The following is a 20,838-nucleotide window of genomic DNA, read 5'->3' on the forward strand; positions in this document are numbered from 1 at the left end:
ATAAATCTATCCTATTGAAATAGAGTGAGGTTAAATGCTATGTCAATTCCTTCATCTGTAAATTTTTCTGCTAAGCAAGCTCATTCACTGCGACAGAGGGGCTACGTCCGTTTGCTGCGGAACATTGTGAAGTATCGCGTGCTGCTGCTTATGCTGCTGCCGACAAGCATCGTTTTTTTCATTAATTGTTATATTCCCATGTTTGGCGTTTTCATTGCTTTCAAGAACATTAACTACATCGACGGAATTATGGGCAGTCCGTGGGCAGGGCTCGACAATTTCCGTTTTCTCTTCGCTACTTCCGATGCGTGGCGAGTAACGATTAATACGGTCGCCTACAATGTTGTCTTTATTGTGACCGGTCTTATTCTCTCCGTTGTGATCGCCATTGCCGTTAATGAGGTACGTGCCAGGCTTGCATCGCGACTCTATCAGACAGTGATGATCATGCCGAATTTTTTGTCTATGGTCGTCGTTAGCTATATCGTGTACGCCTTTCTGCACCCTGAATACGGTTTCCTGGTCAAATACGTTTTGCCTTTGTTCGGACACTCTTCATTTAATGCTTATATGCACCCGGAGGCTTGGCCTTATATTCTGTGGTTAACGAAAATGTGGCATTCCGTCGGCATAGGGAGCGTCATTTACTTGGCAGCAATAACTGGCATCAGCGAGGAGCTGTATGAAGCAGCGGTCATGGATGGAGCCAGCAAGTGGCAGCAGATCATCCGAATTACAATTCCGCTCCTGACTCCCGTGATGGTCATTCTGACGATATTGAATTTGGGCGGCTTATTCCGCTCTGATTTCGGATTATTCTATCATGTTACGCTCGACTCGGGCGCATTGCGCTCCACGACGGATGTCATCGATACGTATGTCTATAGAGGACTGATTCAGCTCAATGACTTGGGAATGGCCTCCGCAGCGAATTTCTACCAATCGGTAGTTGGATTTTTCCTTGTTATCGGAGCAAATAGCCTGGCTCGTAAGCTTAATCGCGACACGGCACTTTTCTAGAATGGAGAATCAAAATGAACAAAGCAACGAACGTTAAACCGTACCAAAAGGTGTCTAAGCTAGCTGCGATATTGCTTCATATTATTTTCATCGCATTCAGTCTCGCTTGCATTTTGCCGATCCTGCTGATCGTCGCCATCTCGTTTTCAAATGAAAAGCTTCTAACGTTAAAGGGCTACAAGTTCTGGCCTGACGAGTTCGATGGATCTGCATACCACTATCTTTTTGCCAATTCGTCTACTCTCATGAAGGCCTATGGGGTTAGCCTATCTGTTACCTTTATTGGTACTTTGCTGGCAGTGTTGTTAATTGCGTTATATGCGTATCCTATCTTTCGCAAAGATTTTCCGTTTAAAAAAACCTTTAATATTTATCTTTTGATTACGATGCTGTTCTCCGGTGGGCTTGTCCCTTTCTATCTGTTGTACGTCAACTATTTGGATCTGAAGGACACTTATGTCGCGCTTATCCTTCCAGGCCTTTCGAACGCGTTTTATATCTTCATTGCTCGTACATTTTTCCAGCAAACGATACCGGAAGAGATGATTGAATCGGGCAAGCTGGATGGAGCGTCGGAGTGGCGAATTTTTTTCCAGCTTGTACTTCCCATTTCACTTCCAGTGCTGGCAACCATCGGATTGTTCACAACGCTGATGTATTGGAACGATTGGTTCAACTCCTTGTTGTTCATTAACGATAGCGATAAATTTTCTTTGCAGTATGTGATGATTCAAATGATTCGCCAAGCGGAGTTTTTCAAAAATCAATTGGCGGGGAGTGGAGTAGCTCTGCTTGTGCAGCAATCGGTACCGACGGAAAGTCTGCGGATGGCGATGGTAGTCGTCTCCATTGGTCCTATCCTGTTCGTTTATCCATTCTTTCAGAAGTACTTTACCAAGGGGCTCACCATTGGAGCTATCAAAGGTTAATTCGTCTAGCTCTGGCTTAACGGCCGGTTAGAATATATGAAAATTTATAGGGGGTTCAAGAAATGAAGAAAACGAAAGGGTGGGGCATGGCGCTTGCTTGGGTAACCGCGACTATGCTGGTCATGTCAGGCTGCAGCACCAATTCAGGATCATCCGGTTCACCTAATGCAGAACCGCTGTCAACAAGCAAGCCATCCGAGGATATCGGATCAAGCAATCCCGATATATCCACCTACCGCAAGCTCAAAGTATATACGGTAGGCAATTTTCCGCAAAACGACTCCAAGGCAGTTGTAGAAGAAATCAATAAATACTTGAAAGAAAAAATCAACGCCGAAATCGACTTTCAGGGACTGCCTTGGTCCTCCTGGTCTGAGAAGATGGCGCTGGCCTATCAATCCGGAGAGCAAGTAGACTTAACTTTTGCTCCGAACTGGGCGGATTTTTCCAACAACGTAACCAAAGGGGCGTTTCTCCCGCTGGACGATTTGTTGGCCAAATACGGACAAGGGATTATGGAGACACTGGATCCTCGTTTTCTCGATGGCGGCAAAGTAGATGGGAAAATCTACGCGATCCCAACCAACAAAGAAATCGGCGAGAGCCACACGATTATGTTCAGGAAAGATCTTATCGATAAATACGGATTTGATATCAACTCGATCAACACACTGGAAGATCTGGAGCCGTGGCTTCAAACCATTAAAGATAAGGAACCAGGGCTTGCTCCAATCTGGCTATCAGGCAGTGGCTCCGATACGCTGAGTTACTTCGATAAAACAAGGCCGAGCATGGAAGAAAACTTCCGTTACGAGCTTGTAGCCGGAGCACCTGCTGGAATCGTATTGGATACAAAGACAGATAAGATGATCATCAGCTCGATGGAGTCCGATGCGGCTATTTACAGGATGAGGCTCTATAGCGACTGGTTCAAAAAGGGATTCATTAACCAAGATGCCGCAACGACCAAAACGAGCGCCGAAGACGCATTAAAGGCAGGCAAAACTTGGATGAAGTTCGGTTCCGATAAACCTGATTCGGACAAGGAAGATTCCAGTGCCACGGGTATTGAACTCGTCAAGCTTAGAGGGAATGATCCCGAAATCAGTACAGCCAGCGTCAGCAACTCCATGATGGCGATCGGGCGCACATCCGTCGATCCCGAGCGGACAATGATGCTTCTGAACCTTCTCCATACCGATAAAAATATTGTCAACCTGATCGATTTCGGTGTGGAAGGACGGCAATATGTCAAGGTAGAGGGCAAGGATAATTTCATTAAGCTGAAAGATGGCATTGCTACCCGTGCGGATACGGGGTGGGCGCCAGGAATCGAGTGGATGTTCGGGAATCAGACCCTCACTTATTTATGGGAAGGCGAAAGCTCGGACAAATGGGAGAAATTCAAAGCCTATAACGAAAAAGCTCACAAAGTAAGGTCGTTTGGCTTCAACTTCAATACAGACGCTGTCAAAACAGAGGTGTCCGTCGTCAGCAACATTATCAAGGAATATCGTCCGCTGCTTGAAACGGGCAGCTTGGATGCCGACAAGGTATTGGCAGAATACAACGACAAGCTAAAGGCCAACGGTATCGAGAAAATCCGCGCCGAAGTTCAGAAGCAGTACGATGAGTGGAAGGCGAAGCAGTCATAAGCAGGCAGGGGAAAGACCGAAATGGTCTTTCCCCTTTCGTGCCGCATGGGCGTTCATATACTAGACAAAGGAGTGGAACTGTGGGACTTTCATTGCAATTTAAAGTAAGCGCACTCGTCCTGCTATTAGTGGCGCCACTTTTTTTCTTTCTTTACTACACCAATATCTACTCCACAAATATTGTTCGTGAGAAAGTAGCGAAATCCGCATCGGACACGTTGACCCTTCATTTAGGCGCTCTTGATGAGCTGCTGGAGCAGACCAGTACTTATTTGCTGCGAACGGCAAATGAAAGTATGCTGCTCGAGCTATACTCGGAGAGCGACCCAGACAGTGTAAACTATTATTTATCTATCAGAAAATTAATGGATCAATGGTATAGCGATGTTAGCTACTACTCTATTATTCGCAGTGTATTCGTGTATCATCTTGACCGGGAGGAGTTATTCCTCAGCAGTCAAAAGGAGTATTACGAGGAGAAGGAGGCTATCCGTGCCGGTCTGTCCGCTCGGCTGAAGAAGTTCAAGCTTCCGACGTCCTTGAAGTGGGAAATCATTAACGTCGGCGGCGAGCCGGTCTTATTTAAGGCACTTCCGGATAAAAGTGGAAGGCTGCTCATCGGTGTACTTGTCAGCATTGACTCATTAGCTCAGCCTCTAATCCGGTTGGAGTCCGTAGAGAGCGACGAGAAAATCGGCATTATATCCAAAGAGGGGCATCTGTTGTGGGGGCAATTCGCCAATGAGGATCTTGTCCGCATCCGTAGCCATCTGAACGATCAATCGAATCGCTCTAGCGCTTCTATTCCACTTAGTGACGGCAGCAGCTATTTGTTCGTAGGTAAACCGTCTCTTTTTTCGGATCTCAACGTTTTCATTTTATTGGACGAAGAATTGCTGCTGGACGAGCTGCCTCTGTTCCAACGCGTAATTAAGGTCATTCCCATAGCGGTAGTTGTCATTCTAGTTGTATTGTTCTTTCTATTAAGCCGGCTTGTATTTAAACCCATTCAGCAGTTGGCAAGCGGGATGCGCATACTTGGCAAGGGACAGTTGGATTACCGTTTAAAGGAAGAGAAATCCAAGGAGTTCCAACTGATTACACAACAGTTCAATCGGATGGCTGAACAAATTGGGAATTTAAAAATCTTCGTATATGAAGAGCAAATGAAAGTGCAGCAAGCCGAACTTAAGCATCTTCAGGCCCAGATCAATCCCCATTTTTTCATGAATTCCTTAAATATCGTCTTCCATCTTGTAGAGCTTCAGAAGTATTCACTGATTAAAAAGATGATCAGCCACCTCGTCTCCTATTTCCGGTTCATCATGAGCACCAACGATGCGTGGATTACGCTTGTTAGCGAATTTAATCATATCCGAAACTACCTTGAAATCCAAATGGTTATGTACCCGAACAAGTTGAGTTTTCACGAACGGGTGCCCAAGGAACTTGAGAACGTCCTTGTGCCGCCATTGCTTGTACAACCGTTCGTGGAGAATGCTATGAAGCATGGATTTATTAATAATGCCAAGCATTTTGAAGTCAACGTCACGGTAAGTAAAGAAACTAGTAAAGAAGGGGATTCATGCATGGCCATCGAAATCCGCGACTCTGGACCTGGATTCTCCGAGCAGCAATTGGTCATGCTTAACCTTGGCTTATATGAAAAGGAGCCCACAGACCGTCAACTGGGGATATGGAATGTGCGCAGACGCTTGATTATGTTCTATGATGGACGCGCGAATATAGCCTTCAGCAATGATCCACAGGGCGGCGGAATAGTGAATATCAAATTGCCTATGCAAAGGAGGCTTTGATTATCGTATGTATAGAATCTTAATTGTTGATGACCAATATTTTGCCTTGCTCGGTTTGCAGCAAGGCGTGAACTGGAGCGTGCTGGGCGTTACGCACATTAGTTTGGCGGAGAACGTGGATCAAGCATTGAAGATACTAAGGAACACTACTATTGATTTGCTAATTTGCGATATCGAAATGCCGGGGAGCAGCGGTTTGGATTTGTTGGCCTGGGTGGAGCAGCATTCGCCGTACACTTTGACGATTATGCTTACTTGTCATGCGGACTTTGAGTACGCGCAGCGCGCCATCCATCATGGAGCGTTCCATTATTTGCTGAAGCCCGTCGATTATGAGCAATTGAAGAAAGTGGCCAGCGATGCTTTTGCAGAGGTCGGTAGGCAAAAAGAACAAAAAAAGTTTGAAGCTCTGATGCAGGACTATCGAAGAAAATGGGAACATCAGCTGCCTATATTGGTGGAACGCTTCTGGCAGGACATCCTTAGTCAGCGGGCATCTCTGCTCCCGGACTCGCTACAAAGATCCGCACAAACTTGTGGCTTGTCGATCAAGCCTGGTGATCGTTATATCCTGGTTCTGTTTGGACTTGAGCAATGGAAAGATAATCTGAGCGCGCGGGATGAAGCCATTATGGAATACGCGCTTCGCAATTTGGCTGGAGAACTGCTTCTGCTAGAGCTGGAAGGTGTTGTATTTCAGGATCATACAGGGCTTAATCTGGCGATCGTATATGTGAGAAGTGAAGAAACCTCTATTAACAGCGTGCTTAATCACAATTGCCGTCAGTTTCTGAACGAGTGCGAACGGCTTCTTCAATGCTCCTTATCTATTTATATTAGTCCGACGGTAGTATTACCGGAAATCGTTAGCGCCTACACGTATGTGACAGAGAGAGAGCAGCACAATTTAACTCGATCCCGGCAAGTATTCATGCCTGCCTCTACTCCTATGGAAAAAAGCATGAAACAATTGCAGGCTGTAGCTCCACTAAGCTTATTTGCGGAGTGGTCCACTATTATGGAGCTTGGTGAGTTAGAAGAGCTGGATCGCCGCGTGAAGCAATGGTTCTGGAGCAGTGAAGGAAATACATGGACAAAGGAATCTCATCATCAGTTTATCCACGGTATTCTCTTCATTATTCACACCATATTGGCCCAAAAAGGTTTATCTATTCACAAGTCGGCCGAATTAAAGAGCTTGACAGATAAGGAAAGCTATCCCAAGCACTCGGATGCCCTGCAACAATGGACGAGATGCTGCCTGAAGGCAACCGTACGACTTCTCACGGTAAGCAACAAAGTATCTTCTGCTGTGGTTACCAAGATTAGACATTACATTCGTTCACGATTGAACCAGGAGATTACCCGGGAGGAAATGGCTGCCCATGTCTATCTGAACCCGGCGTATTTATCCAGATTGTTCAAGAAGGAAACCGGGTTATCTTTGTCGGATGCCATCATTCAGGAACGAATCCAAGAGGCCAAACGATTGCTGGAAGAAACCGAATACAAGATTACAGACATTGCAGAGCGTATAGGTTATACCAGCTTAGGAAGCTTTTCGAACTTGTTCAAAAGAATTGTCAGCGTAACGCCACAGCAATATCGAGCACGGAAAAAACGGGATTAATTAATCATTTTACACAACGATACGGACTTTAAGAACGGCAAAGATTTATCCGCCTGCTCCCTGATACTTGTTTGCGCCGTACATCCAAAAGCGGTAGCCTAGTCCATAAATCAGCGGACCCGCGAGCGGGACCAGCCACTTGGCCCAATGCGGTATTAGCGATGTCTCGTACGACAAAAGAAAGGCTGCAGGATAGAAATTGACAAAAGCGAGTGGAACGCCAACGGTCAAGAGCAGCTGAACCACTGTTCCGAATATGGGAAGAGGATAGGATATGAACTCCTTCAAATGGAAAAACAATGAAAACAAATATCCCGTCCTCACCCACACGAAGGTTGTAGCGCCAATAGCAGTGAGCAATCCAGCATGAATCATTGCACCGCTGATTAAAGCAAGCAGTAAATAGACATATTCTGTCCACGCCCACTGTAAATTTAATTGAGCGATGGCCCAAATCAATACAGTTCCGGAAATACTGATATGGGCGACGTATGCCAGGTTAAAACCGCGACTAATCAGGTATAAGTAGGGGTTGACAGGTTTAATGAGCAGCGTATCGAATGTGCCTTCCCGAACTTGACCTTCTAGACCCGACATTTGCACGAAAGAAAAGGATGCGCCAAGTGCATATGTAAATAATCCGATGCTATAAAGCAAAGCAATTTCAGGCCAGTTCCAGCCAGCAATCGAGTTGAATTGCTTCATAAACAGCCAAATGACAATATAGTCTCCTGCATAGGAAATGATTTGCGCGAAGGCAGAAAGTATAAAATCAGCTCGGTATTCCATTTTCTCTTTCAACAATAATCGAACCAGCTTACTGAAGAGTAATAAAGTCATAGTACGCCTCCTTTCTTATTAGCCTCCTTGAACAATTAATCGCCGTACGGCTTTGCCCCAAAGCCAATAGGCAACAACAAGCAACAAGATGATCCATACACATCCCAACGCGACGGTTCTCCATAATTCTGCCTCGTTCAGATTACCGAGATAAATCGCCGCAGGTACATAACCTAGATATTGGAATGGCAACAACTTGGCGACCGCTGCCCAAGAAGGGGAATAGAACCACAAGGGCAGAAACGAACCGCTGAAAATGGTAGTTAGGCCGCCAAGCGTCCAACTGAGCGCAAAATGGCTTAAGAACCAAAAGGCCAGAAGAGAAACAAGATAACCAAGAAGAAAAGAAAGTATTAAAGCCATTAGCAGAGCCACTAGGAAAGCAATGAAATGTATCGTGGAAGCAGGAGGAAGCATCCCGAACAAAATCCATGCAAGAATCAGAGAGGGGATAACTGTGAAAATGAACTGATAAAGCGATTGTCCAAGCCCGTCAAAAAGCAGATATAAAGGATAGGAGAGCGGCTTGACGAGCTCTGATGCGATACTGCCGGACTTAAGACTGCCGTCAACTTTACTGCTGACCCGGTTTAGCAAAAGAGCAAAAAGGAGGGTGTTTAGTATACTATATGTAATCATTTGTTCGACTGTCGTACTGGCTGAACCGCCATTTCCGATAACGGCCCTCCAAATCTCCACTTGGATGAGTATTGCAAAATAGTTGCCCAGCAGACGAAGCCATACTTCGGAACGATATGCTAACTGGTTAACAAAGGCCTTTAACGTAAACAAAAAATAGGTCGACATTGTCTGCTCCTTCTCATCCGATTTTGCTGATCGTTTGTTCCTCGCTAGCTAGTTGAAGATACAACTTGCGTATTACAGATTCGATATCCAGGCTTTCAATAGAGGCGTCTTCTACAGGATATTGGGAGGCAATCCGGCTGACGTGTTCAAATACGGTTGATTCACCTCGCGGTACTAGAAAGGTTTTGCGTATTCCCTCGTCCTGAAGCATCGTAATGCCAGGGATATCGATCAGCCCGGGATCGACTCGGAAATCGATGATAACTTTCCTTTCACTTCCTAGCTTAGCTCGCAAATCTTCAACAGAGCCATCGTAGACCAGGCTTCCTTTGTTAACGACAAGCATACGTGGGCAAATTTCTTCAATATCTTTCATGTCATGGGTAGTTAATACGATCGTTACTTTACGGTCCCGATTTACAGTGCGGAGAAAGCGCCGAATTTGATCCTTGGCCATGACATCTAGACCGATCGTTGGTTCATCGAGAAATAGAATTTTGGGCTCATGAAGCAGCGCCATGGCGATCTCAACTCGCATACGTTGCCCTAGGCTGAGCTGTCTTACAGGCTTCTGCACAAATTCATGGATGGAGAGCAGACTCATGCAAAGCTCCAGATTTTTACGAAAAGCAGAATCTGGTATTTTATAGATGTATTTGTGAAGATCAAAGGAATCAGTGACGGGAAGGTCCCACCATAATTGACTTCGTTGTCCGAAAACGACCCCGATTTGCTGTGCATTCGCTTTTCTTGCTTCATGCGGTACTGCGCCGAGTACTTTAATGTCTCCGTGCGTTGGGACCAGGATGCCTGTCATCATTTTAATCATTGTAGATTTACCCGCACCATTTGGTCCCAGATAACCAATGGCTTCTCCTTCATTGATCGTAAAGGACATATTGTTAACAGCATCTTCTTCCGTATATTGCCTTGTAAATAGACTTCTAACGGACCCAATCAGTCCAGGAAATCTTCGGTATTGCCGATACGTCTTAGTAATTCGGTTAACAGCTATTATACTCACATCGTCACCTGCCTTTAGAATTTATCGCTACTTCGATTATTTACAGCTTAACAATCTTAAGGGATATTGGCAGTAAATTCAATAAAATGTAAAATAAACTATGATTTGACGGGTGAATGATCAGCTAATTGACAGGTTGTTTCCAATTCCACTATGTAGTAAATTTTGAATTACTAATTATTGGAGGAAGAAACGGCCTTGGAGAAAAATAAACTTACAATTCAACATATTAAAGTGATTATTGCCAATAACTTATTTGTGTTCAGATTAGCTTGGAGTATACATCCACAGAGAGTGCTGGCGGATTTTGCAGTTCAAGCCGGTAGAATGATTGGCAATGTGTTTTTTTCTGTATATTTCATGAAGTACCTCATTGAGTCTATTTCAATCGAAAGGGACTTTCAGCAAATTATCCATTTCATAATTATGACGTTAGTGTTGATACTTGCTTTAATTTTACTGGACAATTGGTATGAAATTCGCTTCAAACCCTTAAGTGATCTCAAGTTATATGAGAAGCTGTATCTCATTCTCTTTCGGAAGGCAGCATCCGTAGAATTGAAATGTTTTGAGGATTATGAGTTTTATAACAAGTATACAAAAGCCATTCAAGAAGCCGATCAAAGAGTCAGCGCTGTTCTTGAAAATCTCTCAAGGGTGATATTCGTATCGCTCGCAACGATTAGCATATTTGCCGTGATGTACGCCATTGACCCATGGGTGGTATGGTTTGCTTTATTGCCTATTTTCGGAAATTTTTATTTTGGAAAAAAGCTTAACCGAATCCAGTTTCAGCAAAATAATGAACGGGTACCCTACCAACGAAAAATGGATTATGTCAACCGTGTCATCTATTTATCCCACTTTGCCAAGGAAATCCGTCTGTCCCGCATATTTTCAGTTCTGAGAAACACCTATATAGAAGGGTATGACGGTGCCATTTCGGTCGTTCATAAGTATCGAGTCAAAGCAGGAGTTGTTTCCTTTTTCAAGATATTTACAACCTTTACACTAATATTCCAAGGGGTTCTGTTGTATGGAGCTTATTTGGCTATTGTCAAGCAGTCGATTTCTATCAGTTCCTTTATCGTTCTGGGAAGCGCAATGGTCGGCGGTGCGTGGTCGCTCATCCGATTGTCTGATAGTTTTGTAGAAATTAATAAAAACGGCATTTACATTGAAAATTTAAAAACCTTTTTAAGCTACGTTTCCGAAATCGAGGAGCATGCCGGTCCAGTTAAAGCAATTGCGCCGCCAATACAGAAATTAACATTTAGGCATATTAACTTTACTTATGATGGGGCAGCTGAGGCTGCTATTCGCGATATTACGATAGAAGTTAATAAGAACGAGAAAATTGCTTTAGTCGGCCATAATGGCGCCGGCAAATCAACGCTAATCAAGCTCATGATGCGATTGTACGATCCTACTGACGGCGAAATATTATGGAATGGCCAAAATATTAAAGAGTTTGATCTCCTGTCATACCGCTCAATGTATGGAACCATATTTCAGGATTTCAAGATTTTTTCGATGACGATTGCAGAGAATGTGCTTATGCGTGATTTGGTTTCCGAAGCAGACCGCAAGCTCGTCATAGATGCACTCAAGAAAAGCAGAGTTTATGATAAGGTAGCCTCGTTGCCGGAGGGAATAAATACGATGCTCACGAAGGAGTTTGATGAACACGGGGTTGTTTTATCAGGCGGCGAGTTTCAAAAGATTGCGATAGCTAGAATCTTTGCGCAACAGGCTGAAATCCTCGTGCTTGATGAGCCTACGAGCGCGTTGGATCCGATTGCGGAATATGAAATTTTTGAAAGTATGATGGAAGCCTGCAAGGATAAAGCTGTTGTTATTATTTCTCATCGCATGTCATCAGCTATGCTTGCAGATCGTATTTATTTCATGGAGGATGGCGAAATCAGAGAGTCTGGTTCACATATGGAATTGATGCAGCTGCAGGGGAAATATGCGGAGCTATTCTTAAAGCAAGCGGAAAAGTATGTTGATCAAGAAGAGTTGGCAGGGGTGGTGAATCTGCATGAAGCCCAATAAGCATAGCTTTACTAGAGTCCTTAAAAATAATTGGTTTATTATGAAATACGGGCTGCGCCATTCCCGCAACTATATCATTTTTACATGCTTGTATGCATGCTTGCAGGAAATCGAAATTTTTATTGAGCATGTCATTTTGATTAAGTTTGTATTCGACAGCGTTCAATATGGAACTTCCTTCTCTACCGTTGCTCTATATATCGGACTTACAATTTTGTTTATCGCAATTTGCTTTGTGCTGGACAGCATCTATTTTCAAAGCGTTGAACCGAAAGGAAAGGAATTGCTTTATCAAAAAATAAGGATGGATCTCTACGAAAAAGCGATTAGCACCGATTTGGCCAACTATGATGATCCTGTTTATTATAATGATTATGTATGGAGCGCCAATGATGCCCATAATCGAATTGATGCTACGATAAACAACATTAGAAAATTGTGCCGATCCGTCACGGTTATTATAACCTCTATAAGCTTTTTCTTGTTTGTTGACAAGCTTGGTTTGCTATTTGTGCTCGCGTCTTTCATTCTAACTCTGATTGTCAGCATGATCTCCAATAAAATCAGGTACAAAATGAGAATGGAGCTTAACGAAAAGGATCGTAAACGAATCTATCTGAAACGATTGTTTTACTTGGCTGATTACGCGAAGGAATTAAGACTTTATTCCATCAAGGAGAAATTTTTTAGAGATTTCACCGATACGCATAAAGAAATGCACGGGATTGTTAAAAAACGTTCAAAAAAGCAGTTTTGGTTAAACTTCACCTCAGAGTATTTCTTCAATGAGTTGATATTGAGCGGCCTGTACGTGACTTATGTTGTCTTTATGACGTTAGTGAAAGGAACGTTAAGCTTTGGTAGCGCGGTTACACTGTTGAATTCATCATGGCGTCTAAAAGGCAACATGCAATATATGACGACGCTCATCAGTGAGATGCAAGAAAACAGCTTGTACATCGAGAAGTTAAGAAGTTTCCTGGAGCAAAAGAACGCTCTGAAGGAAGTTGAAGATCCACTGCCTGTGCCGGATAAGTTTACTGGATTAATGCTAAAAGCGTTATCGTTCCAATATGGTCCATCCGGGCCGCGTATTCTTCATCATGTTAATTTCAGCATTAGGCCAGGTGAGAAAATTGCAATTGTTGGTTACAATGGTGCCGGAAAAACGACATTGACGAAGCTGATCATGCGTCTATACGATGCAAGCTCGGGAGAAATTCGTTTAAATGGGATACAAATCGATCAGTTCAAGCTGGATGATTATCGTATGAAGATTAGCTCAGTGTTTCAGGATCATCAGCTGTTCGCTGCTACGCTTTCCCAAAATGTCGTCATGAATCAGTTTTCATCCGGCGATTCATTTCTGGTAAGAGAAGCGCTGGAGAAAAGTGATTTTGGCAATAAGCTGCAGACCTTGCGATTGGGGACCGATACCTCCATTACCAAGGAGTTTGACGACGCCGGGATAGAGCTATCTGGTGGAGAGGCGCAGAAGGTAGCGATCGCAAGAGTGTTCGCCAAGCCGACTCTTCTCATCCTATTAGACGAGCCTTCCAGCGCCTTGGATCCAATGAGCGAATATCATTTGAATCAAGTGATGCTGGAGAAGGCAGAAGATCGACCCATCATTTTTATTTCACACCGCTTATCGACGACCAGAATGGCGGATCGCATACTCATGATGGAAAATGGTCAAATAATTGAGCAAGGCTCACACGAAGAGCTTATGAGAATGGACGGGAAGTACGCTCAAATGTTTAACCTTCAGGCATCACGTTACCGCGTGGTTGTAGGAGCTTGAAAAATAATGATTGTGGGGTGGCTTGGATAGTGGAATTTAGAGAAATAACGTGGGACAACTTTATTGAATGTATTGAGCTGAAAGTTGCAGAGGAACAGAAACGCTTTATCTCCTCTAATCAACATGCACTCGCAGAAGCATATATCGCATCAAAAGAGGGGCAGGTCATTATTACATTTGCTATTTATAAAGATGAGACTATGGTCGGCTTTATCATGATGTATTATGACGATGGAAATGGGAATTTCGAATACAGCAGCTATGGCGTTTTTAAAATCATGATTGATGGGCGATATCAAGGCAAAGGGTATGGGAAGGAAGCCATGGAAAAAGCTGTAGAATTCGCTAAGACATCTCCTCATGGTGAAGCGAGGGTTGTTGAAGTTACCTATAACCCCGAAAACATAATTGCGAAAAATTTATATGCCTCATTAGGATTTGTTGAAACAGGAAATACCCACCCTTCTAGTGAGGTATATGCTGAGTTTGTTCTATGTAAGCGTTAATGAAATCAGTCGAATCCGCAGTTCTATGTGCGCTACACTGGAGAATACGGTTAAGCAGTCGACCATGTCGGCTGCTTGTTTGTTTTTTAGTGCGATGAAATGAGTATCTGACCCATGCTCTTGTGTGGAAAATCCCATCATCTAACAGGTATAGAAACCATTGAACAAAAGGTTGTTTACAAAAGATGTAAAAGTTACACTTTTTTATGAAGAAAATATTTCGTATACATTGACGAACAAGCAAAAGGAGGATGAGCGTCATGAAATTCAAAAGGTTATTTGCAATCTTACTGCTAAAAACGGTCTTCATATCCGGCTGTACGACAATTGTAAAAGCAAAAAATCGACCGTTTCCGCGAAAAGTATCCGAATGTACAAATTACGATCAATTAGATGAACCCGTGAATGTTGGAGGAAAGTCGAATATTGAGCAAGAAAAATGGTTGAGCAGCACCAAGTCTCTTCAAGTGATCGTGAATGGACAGAATGGGAGAGAGGCGTTAGCAATATGCGAAAGAATTAGATATTGAATTTGGCTCTCGAGATTAGCATCTGGCATTACATTGTCATGTGAAGTAAAGGCGTAGAGGAGAAATATGTTCATGTCAAACATCAGAAAACTGGGGATACTGCTAATGTTCGTTATGATGTTATCGAGTTGTATGTCGTCATCGCATACACTCAGGAATAACGATACGTCTGCTCGAGTCGGGGAGAAACAGCAGCTAACAATTAAGCTGGTTGGTCGTTATAGCGGGGATACGCTCCCTCAGAAGATCCAGCGTTTTGCCGATATGCATTCGAATGTGGAAATTAAGATCGAGTGGGTTCAGTCTTATAATAATCCATATAGCAAATCTCCAGTTTTGTTTGCACCTTGGACTCCAATTGAGGTACCTTCTGAGCTGTATGAGGACTCTAATAACGTTCCGGATATCGTTGAACTGGTGCCCTACCAGATGCGAGAATTGTATCGGATGGGAGTTATCGAGCCGTTAAATTTGAACGAATCGGATCTAGATGATTATGCGATTGCGACTAATGACGGATATGTTCTGGGTATGAAAAGCAAGATTAACCCGATGATTCTTTACTACAATAAAGATATTTTTGCTACCTTGGGGATTGAAGTTCCTTCGGAAAAATGGGATATCGATATGTTGAACGATGCGATCGTCAAGCTGAAGGCTGCGGGAGAGACGCTCTATATTCCTCTATCGCCATTTACACTGGAGTGGGCAACGGGACTGTACGGTGGACGTGTTGTCGGAGTAGACGGCAGGTCATTCGCCGGTTATATCGATAGTGATAATGCAATTAAAGCTGCCAAGTGGATTATGACTATCGGAACGAAAATGGAATATGCCTCGATGTCCTTAACTGATTTACGGCCCCCTATGCCTTACGATTTGGTCGATGGTAAAATCGCGCTAGCGATAGAATATGCGTATGGATTTAATATATCTATGAAAAACAGCTATGAGGAGATTGCGCAAGAGAATAACCAAATCGGAGTGGCAGCGTTACCTGTAGGAACGAACGGTCATAATCCGGCTTTAATATCGGGATTATCCCTAACCTCGAAATCAGAACATAAAGAATTGGCTATGCAGTTAATTCGGTATCTATCAGAAGACCGAGATTCATTGTATACGGACATTGCTTCGCATACACTTCAGACCGCTACAAGAACCTTGAAGGAGCCAGTGGACGCTGCACGGAAATTGATAATTATAAAGGCTATGAAAAGGTCCGTTCCAGCAATACTTAATACGCATGAGGTAGCCGAAATCGGTTTTTATGACGCGATACAATTATTTTTGCCAAAACCACTGCTTGCGATCAGGGACGGGCAGTCAATTAGAGATATGCTAAAACAGTATGCGGATCAACTGGATAGCGATGCGAGAGACAAATAATGTTTTTAAGTCAAAAACCAATAATTAGACATGTATTATAAAATATTCCATAAATGTTAAAATGATTGTGAGTCCGAGAGTTTTGTCGATTCTGTAGTCTGTACTCTCCAAGGACTGGTCTTGGTAAAAAAATAGAAACGGAGGTGATTATATGTGTGGATATCAATCAGGGGGCTGTCTGGCGAGTTCCTGCGGAGGTTCTTCTAAACTGGGGGTTCAACTGGTGAATTACGTATGTGATGGTGTCATTCTATCCCAGACTTCGTCGGGTTGCTGCAACCTTTAAAATCAGTGGACTACATGCTTACAATAATGAGAAAACACGGCTTTATGCCGTGTTTTCTCATTATATTTCATGTTGGAATAGGAGGATCATAAAGTGATGGGTCCCTTTTTGCAGTTCCTGTTATTGATTACCTTTTTGTTGTCTGGATTCGGAAAACTAATCAGTTTAACAGTTTTTAAGAAGACGATTGAACAATTAGAAATCAGCCGTCGACTTGTTTTACCGAGTGCAGCTGTTGTTGTACTGCTAGAATTATCTGTTTCGATCCTTCTTATATTTTCAGGGACTCAGTATCTCGCGTATTTAATAATCTTGTTTTTACTAGGCTGCTTTGTGTGGTCTATCTACCGGGCATATAAACGCCAGCTGAAAGTGGCCTGTAATTGCTTCGGCAATATTAATCCAGAGTCGTTCGGTTGGAATACGGTACTACGGGTTGTCCTGTTACTTGTCATTACCCTATATCTCTTATCAACCGGAACAACAACTGTATGGGCGGAGTATCCAATCGAAGATATCTATTATGCTGGAGTTGGTTCGATCGGTGTGCTTCTGGTTTACAGTTTAATGCCGTACGCGGCATTCGGTACTTTAGCAAGTGACGGTTCCAAGTAAGGGGGAGTTGGATAACATGCAATCCATTGCGAATGCTGTTCTATGGTTATTAGTCATAATGTTAGCGGTCAGTGTGCTGCGGTTGCGCAATAAGGTCTATATGCCTTTCAAGCTAAAAGAACTGTTGTACTCCGATTTCGGTGCGCCGCTAGGGGAGAAATTTCCAGTAACACACTTTCAGACGATCACTGGCGGACAAGCTGCGGTTCATAATGATTCAGGAAAAAAGAAAATTATATTGGTCACCTCTCCGACCTGCGGCACATGCACGACGTTATATCCACTGATCAATCCTTTCATGCAGAACAAAAACGATCAATACGAGTTTATCTCAATGATGTATGGTGATTTGCAAGAGGTTAAGGCAATCGGTCATAACTACAGCCTGATGGTGCCGATTGTTCAACTGGAGAACGAGGAAAGTTTGAAAGCAATTAAGACCGATCGTTTCCCATTCGGCTATTTGCTATCTCCGGATGGTAAAGTCACATCCAAAGGATTGATTACGAATGAAGAGCAATTTGACCTTCTCCTTACGTGGGCTCCGAAGCAGTCGAAGAAAAGCAGACTAGCCTTCTATCGGCAAAGATCTAATGCAGAGCAGCAAGTCTAATCGGTTATCTGACAGATTACTTTTACATCGTGGGAGCCCTGTCGTGAAATACACAATGATGATAAATGTAGCATTGCTCTTCATCACTTTATTATCCAGCTGCGTGTCGACAACAACAGCTGAAGAAGCAGCACGGAACAGTGAGGAACCCAAGTCGAAAGACACGCTGACCATCCAGCTTGTATCCATTAACGGCTCGTTTTACGGTGTGGAGCACCATCGGCTAGCGCGGAAAATCGAACGATTTGGAGATCTCAATCCCAATACGAACATTACGATTCGTTGGATAAATGATTATAATTTGACACAAGGCTCTAATTCTGTGCCGACTTGGATAAAAACTACAAAGCCAGCCGACTTGTATACAGTAACGCAGAGGGCACAGGATGTACCGGATATCTTCGAGCTTGCGCCTAATCAGATGCTAGAATTGTATCGGCGCGGCGCAATTGAACCGCTGAATATGAATGAAACAGGCGTTAGCGAATATGTGATCTCCTCCAATGACGGCTACGTGCTGGGCATTAAGAGCAAGATCAATCCAATGATTGTCTACTATAATAAGCAAGCTTTTGAATCGCTTGGACTGGACCCTCCTTCGAATCAATGGGACTGGGAAAAGCTGAACGATACGATTGTCAAGCTGAGAGCAGCAGGAGAGACCGTTTATATTCCACTTAACCCGTATACGCTGGAGTGGGCGACAAGTTTGAACGGCGGGCGTATCGCAGCGGTAGATGGTGTCACATACCGTGGATATCTCGATAGTGAAGCGGCGATCAAAAGTGCCGAGTGGCTCGTCGGCATCGGAACAAAGTATAGAGAGAAAGTTGTCAATGGCACGATTCCGCCGGCAATGCCCTTTGATTTATTAGACGGCGAGATTGCGCTTGCAGTCGAATATGCGTCTGTTGGCGACCCGAATAATTACGAGGCAATATCCCAGCGCAATGATCTGATTGGCATTGCCGGGCTTCCTACGGGAGATGGCGGCATTAATCCCGCTCATGTATCGGGCCTATCTCTTGCCTCACGGTCGAAGAATAAGGAGCTGGCATTAAAGCTGCTGCAATATTTAATGGAGGATAAAGACACCATTTATTCGGACATATCGGATTATACGCTGCAAGCGAATATGAGGCCCTTAGCAGTAACAACCAGCACTGAGAGGAAAACGTTAATTATACATGAAATGAAACGTTCCGTTCCGGCAGCGCTCTTCATGCATGAGGCATTTTCCATGCCATACTTTGAGCAATGGAGCAGTCCTAATCGGTTAGCTGCCATTCATAATGGCCTGCCGATTCGTGAATCCCTGCACCATTATGCTTTAGAGTTAGAGCTGGAGTTGAAATGAAATTGCATACGCGAAACAACTTTTCGAAGTGTTATGAAACTGTGAAAGATAAAAAGGAGGCGTCTCATGCTTGAACTGACTTTATGGCATCACCTTGAGCAGCCGGAATCCTATGCGTGCAATGGAGAAGATGAATATGACAAATCAAACTCAGAGACCGAACATCGGGATTCGTAGCATAATAGCCATACTGGGGCGTTCATTGATGCTCGTGTGGCGTTTATCGGCGCCACTTGTGCTGCTGCTTCTCGTTATGCGAGTTGTGAGCGCATTCATTCCGGCTATGCAGGTATTGGTCGTGAAGGAATTAACAGATGCGGTCGCCGGATTGCTCACGCGTGATGGCGAGATGTCGGAGCCCGTCAAGTGGCTGGCGGCAAGCGGCGGTCTGCTGCTGATTGGCGCGCTTTTGGATGCCGCAGCCCAATACATGACGATGCTGATGAAACAGAAGACGCAATTCAAAATGGAAACGATGCTGGCGGGGAAATCAATGAGTATTCCGCTGTCTCGATTCGAGCAGCCACAATACTATGATCAACTGCAAAGGGCTAAGATGAACGTCTCTTTTCGAGGTTTTCAACTGATAGAGCAGCTTTTTTCCATTGGCCAATCGCTGCTCACGGTCGCTTCATTCTTCGCCCTGCTGTGGCATTTTAGCTTTGTATTGTCGCTGGGAATGGTGCTTGTTGTCGTTCCGACGCTTGTTGTACATATGAGAATCGGTGAATGGAAGTATTGGCTGATGCGTGTGCAGACGCCGTTCTCGCGGCGCCTGTTCTACTTCTTCGATCTGATGACCAACCGTCAGTCCGCTAAGGAGGTCAGATTGTATCGGCACGCTAATAAGCTGCTACACTATTGGGGAGGATATTTCTGGAAAAATGCTGGCGAGCAGAAGAAGGTCGAGCTTCGAGCGCAAAAGATGCGAATAGGAATTGAAGGTCTGAACGGAGTGCTTGCCTTTTTATTCTCCTGTTATGCGGTCTGGGTATGTTATTCACAGCAGCTATCGCTCGGGGCTTATGTCGCGATCGCGCAAGTGCTGGCCACGACTCAAGCTTCAATGCGCATGATTGCTCAGAACTTGTCGTCCATCTACGAGGAAACGCTCGTCATGAACGAGTATTACGACTTTTTGGATTCGGAGGAGGAAGAGAACGGGCAGGGACGGCATGTGCTAAACAGCCCCATTGCGGAAGGAATTACCGTTGATCATTTGACTTTTGCCTATCCAACCAGCCTAAAGCCCGTGCTTAACGATATTTCGTTCCGAATCAAACCGAATCAGACAGTAGCGATTGTAGGGGAGAACGGCGCGGGCAAGAGCACGCTCGTTAATTGCATGATTGGACTTTACCGTGAATATTCGGGCTCTATAAGATACGACGGCGTTGACTTGATGGAGCTGGACGTTAACACATTTCGCGACCGTACTGGAGCGGTATTCCAGGATTTTCTAAGGTACCAAGTATCCGTGAAGGAGAATATTGGGTTCGGCGATGTAGGCCGGATGGAAGACTTGGCCGCAATTGAGGCGGCTGCCGCGCGGTCCGGTGCCGCGGACGTTGTACAAGGGCTTCCGGACGGTATGGATACGTTGCTCGGCCCGATTTTTGATGGGGGGCACGAGCTGTCCGTCGGCCAGTGGCAGAAGCTTGCCCTCGCAAGGTCGTTTATGCGAGATTCTGCAATTATGGTACTTGACGAGCCTACAGCATCCATGGACCCGATGGCTGAAGCGGAGTTGTTCAAGCGATTCACGGAGCTGGCCGAAGGCCGCATTACGCTGCTCATTTCTCATCGACTCGGAAGCTGCCGAATGGCGGATCATATTCTAGTCATGAAGAATGGCACACTAGTCGAGCAAGGCTCACATGAACAATTGCTAAGCTTGCAAGGGGAATATAGCCGAATGTTCGAATTGCAGTCATTGGCTTACCGATAATCTAGGTTTC

Annotated in this window: 17 protein-coding genes; 14 read left to right on the forward strand and 3 right to left on the reverse strand. The window is 44.3% G+C overall.

Going from position 1 to position 20,838, the window contains the following annotated elements; translation table 11 throughout:
* The first annotated feature begins 111 nt into the window (after positions 1–111).
* From AC1DOV_RS13210 to AC1DOV_RS13230, 5 genes are all read left to right on the forward strand, one after another.
* Positions 112–1,020, forward strand: coding sequence for an ABC transporter permease (locus AC1DOV_RS13210; RefSeq protein WP_477550167.1), 909 nt, complete (start codon positions 112–114; stop codon positions 1,018–1,020).
* A 14-nt stretch (positions 1,021–1,034) separates the two neighbouring features.
* Positions 1,035–1,949 carry a carbohydrate ABC transporter permease gene (locus AC1DOV_RS13215; RefSeq protein WP_477508895.1) on the forward strand — a complete coding sequence of 305 codons (915 nt, stop codon included), beginning with the start codon at positions 1,035–1,037 and terminating at the stop codon, positions 1,947–1,949.
* A 62-nt stretch (positions 1,950–2,011) separates the two neighbouring features.
* Complete coding sequence (locus AC1DOV_RS13220) at positions 2,012–3,604, forward strand: ABC transporter substrate-binding protein (protein ID WP_477550168.1); 1,593 nt, start codon at positions 2,012–2,014, stop codon at positions 3,602–3,604.
* Positions 3,605–3,684: 80 nt separating this feature from the next.
* A complete protein-coding gene (locus AC1DOV_RS13225; protein WP_477550169.1) occupies positions 3,685–5,421 on the forward strand; it encodes a sensor histidine kinase in 1,737 nt (578 codons plus the stop codon).
* A gap of 7 nt (positions 5,422–5,428) precedes the next feature.
* Entirely contained in the window at positions 5,429–7,051 is a 1,623-nt protein-coding gene (locus tag AC1DOV_RS13230) for a response regulator transcription factor (protein WP_477550170.1), read from the forward strand.
* 45 nt (positions 7,052–7,096) lie between these two features.
* Here the strand turns inward: AC1DOV_RS13230 and AC1DOV_RS13235 are convergent, their stop codons facing one another.
* The 3 genes from AC1DOV_RS13235 to AC1DOV_RS13245 are packed head-to-tail and all read right to left on the reverse strand — an operon-like array spanning position 7,097 to position 9,722.
* Positions 7,097–7,891, reverse strand: a complete 795-nt coding sequence (locus tag AC1DOV_RS13235; protein WP_477550171.1) for an ABC transporter permease — start codon at positions 7,889–7,891, stop codon at positions 7,097–7,099.
* Between the two features lie 18 nt (positions 7,892–7,909).
* Entirely contained in the window at positions 7,910–8,698 is a 789-nt protein-coding gene (locus AC1DOV_RS13240; RefSeq protein ID WP_477550172.1) for an ABC transporter permease, read from the reverse strand.
* 13 nt (positions 8,699–8,711) lie between these two features.
* Positions 8,712–9,722 (reverse strand): ABC transporter ATP-binding protein, encoded by a 1,011-nt coding sequence (locus AC1DOV_RS13245; RefSeq protein ID WP_441880457.1) that lies wholly within the window; start codon positions 9,720–9,722, stop codon positions 8,712–8,714.
* Positions 9,723–9,920: 198 nt separating this feature from the next.
* Between AC1DOV_RS13245 and AC1DOV_RS13250 the strand changes: the two genes are divergently transcribed.
* The 9 genes from AC1DOV_RS13250 (at position 9,921) to AC1DOV_RS13290 (ending at position 20,828) form a co-directional block, all read left to right on the forward strand.
* Positions 9,921–11,780, forward strand: a complete 1,860-nt coding sequence (locus AC1DOV_RS13250; protein ID WP_477550173.1) for an ABC transporter ATP-binding protein — start codon at positions 9,921–9,923, stop codon at positions 11,778–11,780.
* A complete protein-coding gene (locus tag AC1DOV_RS13255; RefSeq protein WP_477550174.1) occupies positions 11,767–13,584 on the forward strand; it encodes an ABC transporter ATP-binding protein in 1,818 nt (605 codons plus the stop codon). The genes AC1DOV_RS13250 and AC1DOV_RS13255 overlap by 14 nt, the downstream gene beginning before the upstream one ends.
* A gap of 29 nt (positions 13,585–13,613) precedes the next feature.
* Entirely contained in the window at positions 13,614–14,090 is a 477-nt protein-coding gene (locus tag AC1DOV_RS13260; protein WP_477550175.1) for a GNAT family N-acetyltransferase, read from the forward strand.
* 260 nt (positions 14,091–14,350) lie between these two features.
* On the forward strand, positions 14,351–14,620 hold the full coding sequence (locus tag AC1DOV_RS13265; protein WP_477550176.1) for a hypothetical protein: 270 nt from the start codon (positions 14,351–14,353) through the stop codon (positions 14,618–14,620).
* Positions 14,621–14,692: 72 nt separating this feature from the next.
* On the forward strand, positions 14,693–16,009 hold the full coding sequence (locus tag AC1DOV_RS13270) for an ABC transporter substrate-binding protein (RefSeq protein ID WP_477550177.1): 1,317 nt from the start codon (positions 14,693–14,695) through the stop codon (positions 16,007–16,009).
* Between the two features lie 382 nt (positions 16,010–16,391).
* Complete coding sequence (locus AC1DOV_RS13275; protein ID WP_477550230.1) at positions 16,392–16,910, forward strand: MauE/DoxX family redox-associated membrane protein; 519 nt, start codon at positions 16,392–16,394, stop codon at positions 16,908–16,910.
* A gap of 16 nt (positions 16,911–16,926) precedes the next feature.
* The gene (locus tag AC1DOV_RS13280) at positions 16,927–17,523 is read left to right on the forward strand and encodes a thioredoxin domain-containing protein (protein ID WP_430060237.1); all 597 of its coding nucleotides are present in this window, start codon (positions 16,927–16,929) and stop codon (positions 17,521–17,523) included.
* Between the two features lie 43 nt (positions 17,524–17,566).
* Positions 17,567–18,880 (forward strand): ABC transporter substrate-binding protein, encoded by a 1,314-nt coding sequence (locus AC1DOV_RS13285; protein WP_477550178.1) that lies wholly within the window; start codon positions 17,567–17,569, stop codon positions 18,878–18,880.
* Positions 18,881–19,085: 205 nt separating this feature from the next.
* Positions 19,086–20,828 carry an ABC transporter ATP-binding protein gene (locus AC1DOV_RS13290; RefSeq protein WP_477550179.1) on the forward strand — a complete coding sequence of 581 codons (1,743 nt, stop codon included), beginning with the start codon at positions 19,086–19,088 and terminating at the stop codon, positions 20,826–20,828.
* The last annotated feature ends 10 nt before the right edge of the window (positions 20,829–20,838 follow it).

The sequence above is a fragment of the Paenibacillus sp. 01T47 genome (assembly GCF_056398245.1).

What these genes read in the sequence shown, in the direction of transcription:
- AC1DOV_RS13255 (WP_477550174.1), top strand. Translation starts at nt 11,767, where the DNA reads ATGAAGCCCAATAAGCATAGCTTTACTAGAGTCCTTAAAAATAATTGG.
- AC1DOV_RS13235 (WP_477550171.1), bottom strand. Translation starts at nt 7,891, where the DNA reads ATGACTTTATTACTCTTCAGTAAGCTGGTTCGATTATTGTTGAAAGAG.
- AC1DOV_RS13215 (WP_477508895.1), top strand. Translation starts at nt 1,035, where the DNA reads ATGAACAAAGCAACGAACGTTAAACCGTACCAAAAGGTGTCTAAGCTA.
- AC1DOV_RS13280 (WP_430060237.1), top strand. Translation starts at nt 16,927, where the DNA reads ATGCAATCCATTGCGAATGCTGTTCTATGGTTATTAGTCATAATGTTA.
- AC1DOV_RS13230 (WP_477550170.1), top strand. Translation starts at nt 5,429, where the DNA reads ATGTATAGAATCTTAATTGTTGATGACCAATATTTTGCCTTGCTCGGT.
- AC1DOV_RS13240 (WP_477550172.1), bottom strand. Translation starts at nt 8,698, where the DNA reads ATGTCGACCTATTTTTTGTTTACGTTAAAGGCCTTTGTTAACCAGTTA.
- AC1DOV_RS13275 (WP_477550230.1), top strand. Translation starts at nt 16,392, where the DNA reads ATGGGTCCCTTTTTGCAGTTCCTGTTATTGATTACCTTTTTGTTGTCT.
- AC1DOV_RS13270 (WP_477550177.1), top strand. Translation starts at nt 14,693, where the DNA reads ATGTCAAACATCAGAAAACTGGGGATACTGCTAATGTTCGTTATGATG.
- AC1DOV_RS13220 (WP_477550168.1), top strand. Translation starts at nt 2,012, where the DNA reads ATGAAGAAAACGAAAGGGTGGGGCATGGCGCTTGCTTGGGTAACCGCG.
- AC1DOV_RS13265 (WP_477550176.1), top strand. Translation starts at nt 14,351, where the DNA reads ATGAAATTCAAAAGGTTATTTGCAATCTTACTGCTAAAAACGGTCTTC.
- AC1DOV_RS13290 (WP_477550179.1), top strand. Translation starts at nt 19,086, where the DNA reads ATGCTCGTGTGGCGTTTATCGGCGCCACTTGTGCTGCTGCTTCTCGTT.